Source organism: Sphingomonas bacterium (assembly GCF_903644055.1).
GTDB lineage: Bacteria > Pseudomonadota > Alphaproteobacteria > Sphingomonadales > Sphingomonadaceae > Sphingomonas_I.
Genome location: NZ_CAHJXD010000132.1, coordinates 1 through 4,127, shown reverse-complemented (window position 1 = coordinate 4,127; position 4,127 = coordinate 1). Strand labels below are relative to the sequence as shown.

The 4,127-nt window shown below is 63.8% G+C and carries 6 protein-coding genes; 3 read left to right on the top strand and 3 right to left on the bottom strand.

Going from position 1 to position 4,127, the window contains the following annotated elements:
* Positions 1-201: 201 nt before the first annotated feature.
* The gene (locus HUU94_RS05805; RefSeq protein ID WP_174274154.1) at positions 202-1,209 is read left to right on the top strand and encodes an Mrp/NBP35 family ATP-binding protein; all 1,008 of its coding nucleotides are present in this window, start codon (positions 202-204) and stop codon (positions 1,207-1,209) included.
* Between the two features lie 3 nt (positions 1,210-1,212).
* Here the strand turns inward: HUU94_RS05805 and HUU94_RS05800 are convergent, their stop codons facing one another.
* Positions 1,213-1,812: a PEPxxWA-CTERM sorting domain-containing protein gene (locus HUU94_RS05800; protein WP_254601993.1), complete on the bottom strand. Its 600-nt coding sequence runs from the start codon at positions 1,810-1,812 to the stop codon at positions 1,213-1,215.
* 135 nt (positions 1,813-1,947) lie between these two features.
* On the opposite strand from HUU94_RS05800, the gene HUU94_RS05795 reads away from it, so the two are divergent.
* Both HUU94_RS05795 and HUU94_RS05790 read left to right on the top strand, forming a co-directional pair.
* Positions 1,948-2,376 carry a CoA-binding protein gene (locus HUU94_RS05795; protein ID WP_174274153.1) on the top strand — a complete coding sequence of 143 codons (429 nt, stop codon included), beginning with the start codon at positions 1,948-1,950 and terminating at the stop codon, positions 2,374-2,376.
* A 333-nt stretch (positions 2,377-2,709) separates the two neighbouring features.
* Positions 2,710-3,210, top strand: coding sequence for a retropepsin-like aspartic protease family protein (locus HUU94_RS05790; RefSeq protein ID WP_174274152.1), 501 nt, complete (start codon positions 2,710-2,712; stop codon positions 3,208-3,210).
* A gap of 121 nt (positions 3,211-3,331) precedes the next feature.
* Here the strand turns inward: HUU94_RS05790 and HUU94_RS05785 are convergent, their stop codons facing one another.
* Both HUU94_RS05785 and HUU94_RS05780 read right to left on the bottom strand, forming a co-directional pair.
* Positions 3,332-3,541 carry a hypothetical protein gene (locus HUU94_RS05785; protein ID WP_174274151.1) on the bottom strand — a complete coding sequence of 70 codons (210 nt, stop codon included), beginning with the start codon at positions 3,539-3,541 and terminating at the stop codon, positions 3,332-3,334.
* 85 nt (positions 3,542-3,626) lie between these two features.
* Complete coding sequence (locus HUU94_RS05780) at positions 3,627-3,833, bottom strand: cold-shock protein (RefSeq protein WP_174274150.1); 207 nt, start codon at positions 3,831-3,833, stop codon at positions 3,627-3,629.
* Positions 3,834-4,127 lie beyond the last annotated feature (294 nt).

The following is a 4,127-nucleotide window of genomic DNA, read 5'->3' as shown; positions in this document are numbered from 1 at the left end:
CCGCGACGGCGCAGCGGCGGCTTCCAGCCGCCCGTCTCGCGCTTCTCGCCATCCTCGCCCGAACCGCCGCCCCAGGGGCCGCCTTCGTTCAACACCGCGCCGTCGGCAGCCGGCAACCCGCTCTCGTTCATCTCTCTCTTATAGGGAGCGGCGGCGGGAAAAACAGTGCTTGCGCTCGCGAAAGCGCGTAGCGGGCCGCGCATGAGTTTGCCCGATGCCGCCGCCGCGCTCGATGCCGTCGTCGATCCCGCAACGGGGCAGGGCCTGATCGCATCGGGCCGCGCCGCCGCGCCCCGCATCGAAGGCGGCCGCGCCGACGTGATGATCGATGTCGCCGGGCTCGACGCGGACCAGCGGCACCGGCTCGAAACCCAAGTCCGCGCATCCCTGCTCGCGCTGCCAGGGATCGCCGAAGCGCGCGTGCTACTCACCGCCGAGCGCCCCGCCGCTCCGCGAAGCGCGCGCCGCATCCTCGCCATCGCCAGCGGCAAGGGCGGGGTGGGCAAATCGACCGTCGCCGCCAATCTCGCCATCGCGCTGGCGCGGCGGGGCATCAAGGTCGGGCTCGTCGATGCCGATATCTATGGCCCGTCGCAGCCGCGCCTGATGGACGCCCCGGAAAAGCCCGAAGCCTATAACAAGCAGCTCATCCCCGTCCCCACGCGCTACGGCGTGCCCCTGCTTTCAATCGGCCAGCTCGTCGAGCCCGGCAAGGCGATCGCGTGGCGCGGCCCGATGGCGGCGGGCGCGCTGACCCAGTTGGTCGACGCCGCCTGGGGAGAAACGGAGCTGCTGATCCTCGATCTGCCCCCCGGCACCGGCGACGTCCAGCTCACGATGATCCAGAAGCATCGCCCGGCGGCCGCGATCATCGTCTCCACGCCGCAGGATCTCGCGTTGATCGATGCCGCGCGCGCGATCGATCTGTTCGTGCAGGCCGATGTCCCCGTGCTCGGGCTGGTCGAGAATATGGCGGGCTATATCTGTCCGCACTGCGGCGAAGCCTCGGACCCGTTCGGCACCGGCGGCGCCGAGGCCGAGGCGGCGAGGCTGTCGCTTCCCTTCCTCGGCCGCATCCCGCTCACGACCGCGATCCGCGCCGCATCGGACGCGGGGCTCCCCCCCGCTGGGGGCGACGCGCCCGAGGGCGCACTGTTCAAGGCCTTGGCGGAACGCGTGTCGGCGGCGCTTACCGACGCCGACAAATAAGCGTCAGGTGGCGAGCGGGGTCCGCGCCTTCGCGCGGCGCAGCGCCACGCCGCCCAGGCCGAAGCCCAGGACCATCATCAGCCACGAAGCAGGCTCGGGCACCACCGCTGCCGTCCCGTAGATGCGCACGCCGAGATTGAGAGTGTCGGCGGAATACCAGCCTTGCGCGCCAGGATGATAGCCGGCCTCCTGATTGAGCGGGATAGGTGAAGGATAAGGCATATAGCCGTTGCCGGAATCGGTTTCGAACGAAACCCAATAGCTGCCGCTGGTCAGCGCCCAGTTCAACCCCGAGGAGCCTAACCAGCCGGTGCCCGACTGCGTGGACGTTGCGGAATAGAGCTTGGTTCCGGGCAGGTCGCCGCCGTCGCTGTAGATTGCAACGCGCAGCGCCCCGGTGAAGTTCATATAGCCCATCACGTCGGTCAGGTTGACCGCGCTGGTGACGTTGAACTCGGAGGCAAGCCACTGGCTGGAGTACAGCGTATAGCCACCGTTGGTTTGGGTCGGCTGCCCGGTATCCACGATGGTGATGGCCTGCGCGCTCAGCGCGAAGCAGGCGCCGAACAGCAATGCGGCGATACGCTTTAACAGATGAGCCATGATACCCCCACGCAACCGCACATTTCCCCGAAGTGCGAACCATTTTCCTAGCAGATTATTAATTTTTGTCAAGCTTTTTTGCACGTTAAAGCCGACGCGGCTGGGGCGGATATCGTCGTTGCAAGGAGATCGATCATGCCGCTGACCACCGACGAAGATGTCCGCCAGCTCCTCACCGAAACCCGCACGATCGCGGTGGTGGGTGCCTCCGATCGCCCCGATCGCCCGAGCTGGGGCGTGATGCGGGTGATGCAGGATTGGGGCTACCGCATCCTGCCGGTGAATCCGCAGATCAGCGGCGAGCATGTCCACGGCGAATATGTCTGGCGGGAGCTCGGCCAGATCGGCGAACCGATCGACATGGTCGATATCTTCCGCCAACCGGGTGCGGCGGGCGACGCCGTCGACGAGGCGATCGCGGCGGGCGCCAAATCGGTGTGGATGCAGCTCGGCGTGATCAACGGGGCAGCGGCGGCGCGTGCCGAAGTGGCAGGATTGAAGGTGGTTATGGACCGCTGCCCCGCGATCGAATTGCGGCGGCTGGGAATCGCCAAGACGACCTGACCGATTCTACGGCGCCACGACTTACGCGATCTTAGTCAATGTCGGCCTTTCACCGTAAATATATTAACGAAATGCATTCGTCGCACAGATTCATGGTCAGTGACTCTGACCAATATGGATATTATCGGCAATAGGCCGAGTCATGGTCAGCAACCCTTACCAATATAGTGTTGCCGGTTTATTATGACCTTCGAAAAAACGAGCCGAAATCGATAACCTGAATCAACATTCAGGAACCCAAGCTAACTTGGTGTATTTAGCGTCACATCGCCCTGTTTGTGCGACGAAACGATAGTTTCATGGCTTAAGAGAGGGTTCGTTATGCCCGGTAGCTTGGCAATTCCGCTGATGGCACTAAGTGCAGCAGTCATGATGTCGCCAATGGCGACTAATGCGGTCGAAAACCGAGTTGATACCACCGCCAGCAAAGATGTTGGTGCGCCCTCGCCGGATGTTGTCGATCTCGATGATCGGGAACATCAGGTAACGGTGAGCAGCGACGGACTATATTATATGGATGCGGTGGCAGAGAATAAACCGGTCCGCTTCATCGTCGATAGCGGCGCCAATACCACGATCCTCACGCAGGCCGATGCGCGCCGCCTCGGGATCGACCCCGCAAAGCTGCACTTCCGCAACACTCTGGTCACCGCCAACGGCATGGCCCCGCTCAGCTTCACCAAGGTGGAAAATCTGAGGATCGCGGGCACGACCTATACGAACGTCCGGATCGCGGTGATGGGAAACGGCCGCGGCGTGTCTCTGCTCGGTCAGGATATGATCCGCCGCTTCCACCATTTCTCGATCGATGACGGCGTCCTGACCGTAAGCTGAAGCTCTTCGATCGGACGGTTTGGAGACTGTGCTGTTCGAACTGAACGTCACCCCGGCCTTGAGCCGGGGTGACGAGATCAACGCCAACAGCACAGACCCCGGAGTTACGCCGCTCGGATCGTCATTTGGTAGCGATGTCGGTCGCCTCGGCGCGGTAATGCTCGCGCAGATAGGTTCGCGCCTTGGTCGCGGTCGGGAAAGTCTCGCCGAGCATCTCGGTCGAAACCAGGGGATAGCCCTGCGAATTGAACCGCGTCGAGCGGACGGTAATGCGAAACACGCCTTCCTCGTCCTTGTTGACGAGATAGGGGCGGACGGCGACGCGCGACATAGAACGGGCTCCCGGGAATCGTCTGCCGGCGCGATCGCCGGCGCAAATGGTGACCGGGGGACGTCGCCGCCCCCCGGTCGATCGATCAGGCCGCCTGGAGGTTGACCGCGGAGGTCTTGCCGCGACGATCGGTCTCGAGCTCGTAGGAAACGCGCTGTTCCTTATCGAGCGTGCGCATGCCGGCGCGCTCGACGGCCGAGATGTGGACGAACGCATCGGCGCCGCCGCCCTCGGGCGCGATGAAGCCGAAGCCCTTGTCCGGATTGAAGAATTTAACGGTTCCGGTGATCATAGGATATTCCTTTGTCCCCCATATGGCGGGGAGGGTGACGGGCATGCGCCGACGCGGCGCATCCCGGCTTCGGCAAAGCTAGAAAGGGACAAAGGGAGAGCCAAAAGCGGGCCCGATATCCGTCGCAGGCGACGTCAGCAGGGCCGATATAGGCGCATCGGCGGCGAATTGATAGAGGGCATGCGGCATACAGGTCCGTAGTCTTCGGGGTCCTGTTGACGCTGAACTCGCGTCACCCCGGCCTTGAGCCGGGGTCCCGCTTCTTCTTCAACGTCGGCAGGCAGCGGGACCCCG

Coding starts and splice junctions, on each gene's coding strand:
- HUU94_RS05805 (WP_174274154.1), top strand. CDS start 202: ATGAGTTTGCCCGATGCCGCCGCCGCGCTCGATGCCGTCGTCGATCCC.
- HUU94_RS05800 (WP_254601993.1), bottom strand. CDS start 1,812: ATGGCTCATCTGTTAAAGCGTATCGCCGCATTGCTGTTCGGCGCCTGC.
- HUU94_RS05795 (WP_174274153.1), top strand. CDS start 1,948: ATGCCGCTGACCACCGACGAAGATGTCCGCCAGCTCCTCACCGAAACC.
- HUU94_RS05785 (WP_174274151.1), bottom strand. CDS start 3,541: ATGTCGCGCGTCGCCGTCCGCCCCTATCTCGTCAACAAGGACGAGGAA.
- HUU94_RS05780 (WP_174274150.1), bottom strand. CDS start 3,833: ATGATCACCGGAACCGTTAAATTCTTCAATCCGGACAAGGGCTTCGGC.